The following is a 3,645-nucleotide window of genomic DNA, read 5'->3' as shown; positions in this document are numbered from 1 at the left end:
CGCGAGGCCCGATTTTATGATCCCTACTGTCCGGACGCCGAACCGATGCCGCCGGACGATCCGGTCTCCCATCAGCTCATGCACTATGTGGATGGAAAGAAGGGCTGGCCCCACTGGCATGACAATGGCGACACCTTTTACGTGGAAAACCCTTTCTGGCGGGCGTATCTGCCGCGCGATGAGCGCGGGATTGTGGTGCTCGATCGGGCCAGGGCCGTCGATATCGCCCTCGTCCATTCTCGGGAATATCAGCGGCAGCTTGAAAACCTGTATCTCTCGGCGTTGAACGTCACGGCGGAACGTTTTCGTTTCGACGTGCAGTTCTTCGGCGGGCATTCGACATTTTTCACCGCCGACGGTCCCCGGCGGGCGGGAGGACCGCAGAGCCTTCTCCAGCTCGACACCGACGCCCAGGCGACAAAACTGGGAGCAACCGGTGCGGAGTTGCTCATCGGTTTTGCCAACTCCCTGGTGTGGCAGTACTCCGGGAGCGACAGCTATGCGTCGGCTTCCATCCTGAATTTCTCCCTCGTGCAACCGTTGCTCCGTGCCGGAGGACGTCATGTCGTTTTGGAAAGCCTCACCCAGGCCGAACGCAATCTCCTGGCCAACATCCGCCAGATGGCCCACTATCAGCGCGGATTTTATTTGCAGATCGTCACCGGGACGAATCCCGGAACCGGCCCCAGCCCGGGAGGTCTCACGATCGGGTCGCTTTCTCCGGGTGTGAGTCCCGGCCGGGGTGGTGTCCTCGGACTGCTCCAAAGCCAGGTCCAGATCCGCAATCAGGAACAGAACGTGCTGGGCTTGGAAGACAGCTACGAACAACTTCTGGCCGCCCACCAGGCCGACCGCATCGACCGCTATCAGGTGGACCTGGCCTTACAGTCCCTGTACAACGCACAGAGCCGCCTTCTTTCCCTGCGAACGGCCTACCAGTCGCAACTGGACAGCTTCAAACTGACGCTCGGTTTGCCCCCGGATTTGCCCGTCGAAATCTCCGACAGTCTCCTCGAACAGTTCGATTTCATCGATCCCAAATTGCTCAATTTGCAGCGCGAGGCGACGCTCCTGAATCGGGCCCTGAGAGACCCCGCAACGCCCGAGCCGCCAGATTGGCTTGATCGCCTGCGAAGCATCCACGACCGCGTGAGCCGGCAGGTGGAAATCGTGCGGGGAGATATCGACCGCCTCAACAAGCTGCTTCCCGAGCGACGCGCCCGACTGCGGGAATTCTATTCCAAACCCGTCTCGGGTGAGGAGACAATGGAAGGCCTCACGCAGGCCGAAAAAGCCATCGCCGATCTCGATGAGCGGGCTCGCGCCATCAATGAAGACTTCCAGCTACTCCTGGAAGGAAAACTGCCGGCTGCGCGGGGAGAACGGCGCGTGGAACGCCGTCCCATGAAGGATCTCCTCGATGAGTTCAAGAAATTCATCGACGACCCGGATGGGGTGGCCAATGCCAGGATCGCAGAACTGGAAAAGCAGGTGGCGGATGTCCAGGCCCGGCTTCAAGCAGCCGAAAGCGACCTGAGCAAGCTCTCCGAGCAGATGGCGCACGCGACTGCCGAGGAGGCGTCGGCCCTGCAAAGCAAATATGCCGACGCACGCGCTCAGATGCAGACCCTGCAATCGCAACTCGATTCCCTCCAGGAAAACCTGGCGCAACTGAAGAAGGCCCCCAAAGAGCAGGTCGCTTTGCAGATTCTGGAACCACTTCTCCTCCAGATCTCCGATCTCTCGCTTGTGCAGGCGAGGGCACGATTGGATTGTGTGATGCTCACCCCGGTCGATATCACACCCGAGGAAGCCCTGGAAATTGCCAGGGAAAATCGGCTCGACTGGATGAATGCCCGGGCTGCGCTGGTGGATCAATGGCGGCAGATTCAGATTGCGGCCAACCGACTGCGCAGTGACCTGGACGTCACATTCAGTGGCGACCTGCGGACGATCGGTGATAATCCCTTCGGCTTCAACAGTAACACGGGCGAGTTGCGAGTCGGTTTCCGCTTTGATGCCCCCTTCACGCGTTTGCTGGAGCGCAACCAGTATCGGACAGCGCTCATCAATTTTCAGCGGGCGCGCCGCGACTACATGGCCTTCGAGGACCAGATCGCCCAGAGTCTCCGCGATACGCTGCGGAACATTCGGCTGGGGCAGAACACGTTCGAGCTGCGACGCTCGGCGGTGCTGGTGTCCATCGCCCAGGTGGACCTGGCGCGAGAACGTCTGCGGGCCCCTCCCCGACCCGGCGAAACTTCCCAATTCGGTGTGAACACCGCTCGCGACCTGGTCCAGGCGCTCTCCTCTCTGCTGGATGCCGAGAACGCCTTCCTGGGTGCCTGGGTGGATTACGAGGTGCAACGGATGATTCTCGACTTCCAGATGGGAACCATGCAACTGGATGAGCGCGGTCAGTGGATCGACCCCGGGCCGATCCGCGGACAGTCCGCCCTCGAGGGTTCACCCTTCCAACCCGAGGCGGCTCCCGCCAATCAACCGCAAACTGGCGTCCAGCCGCTTCCCTCCATGACGCACAACCCCCAGAACAGTACCGGTGAAAGTGGCAGTTCCCAGCAGGTGGCACGCGCAAATCGCCAATTGCAAGGCGAAGAAGGCGGCCTGACGGCCCTTCGCGCGGCCATGGGAAATCGACAGGAAAGCGACCGGCTGGCGCAGGCTCCGCAAGGTTCGGCCGGTCCATCGACTCCGATGGCGACCTCCCCGAACGAAGTCGCCCCTTCGTCGGGTAAACTTTCCCCGGCCATGGAGAGGCTTCGGGAACGGCTGGCCGCTTATCGCCAAAATATTCCCGACACTTCCTCTTCCTCCACCAGTGCCCAACCCCCGGGAGATTCCAGCATTTTGTCCGTGCAGGATCGCCGGGCTCATTCAGCACCCAACCATGACGAATCCCAGTTGATTCAGGCCATGTTTGGGGATGGAAAAGACAAGCTGCCGGAGGAGCTTCTCCCTCCTCTCCAGGCTCTTCTGGAGATGGAAGAAGAGGGGGTGGCCACCGTGCAGGATGAGTCACCCGCGAAGTTGAGATAACCTCGCTTTTCAAAATTACGTGCTCCCGCACCTTCGCACCGGGCACGAAAGCCGGAACACGCGGCAGCGCGACGCTGCATGGCCAACTCTTGAAGCTGGTTACGAAAAGCCGCGCTCCGCGACACCCGGGCCCCGGTAGGGACAATTCACGAATGGCCCCGACAACATCGGAGGGACGTGCTTGTCACGTCCGTTCTTTCCGAAAAGACCTTTTCCGGTGGGACCCGCTTGTCAGGTCCGATCAACACCGCTCGATGGCCCATTCCCTCTCCCCGGGCACGACAAGCGTGCCCCTCCGAGCTTCGGAGAGACCTTTTTCGACGGGACCCGCTTCGGAGGGACCCGCTCGTCGGGTCCGTTCTTCCCGAAAAGACCTTTTCCGGAGGGGCCTGCTTGTCAGGTCCGCTTTTCGGAGGCACCTTTTTCGGAGGGACCCGCTTGTCAGGTCCGTTTGTCAACATTCGATGTTCCATTGCCTTTCGGCGGGGACTGAAGTCCCGCGGCGAAAGCGGGGCTAAAGCCCCGCACTCCATATGGAGTGCGGCGATTTATCGCCGCTTTCCGGTGAAGGCTTCAGCCTTCACCACC

Annotated in this window: 1 protein-coding gene; it reads left to right on the top strand. The window is 60.9% G+C overall.

The window, feature by feature from the left end:
• Positions 1–3,057: TolC family protein (locus H5U08_RS12930; RefSeq protein WP_297033731.1), on the top strand; the 3,057-nt coding region annotated here is incomplete at its 5' end.
• Positions 3,058–3,645 lie beyond the last annotated feature (588 nt).

The organism is Thermogutta sp. (assembly GCF_014359955.1).
GTDB lineage: Bacteria > Planctomycetota > Planctomycetia > Pirellulales > Thermoguttaceae > Thermogutta.
This window is presented reverse-complemented; position numbering and strand designations above follow the sequence as displayed.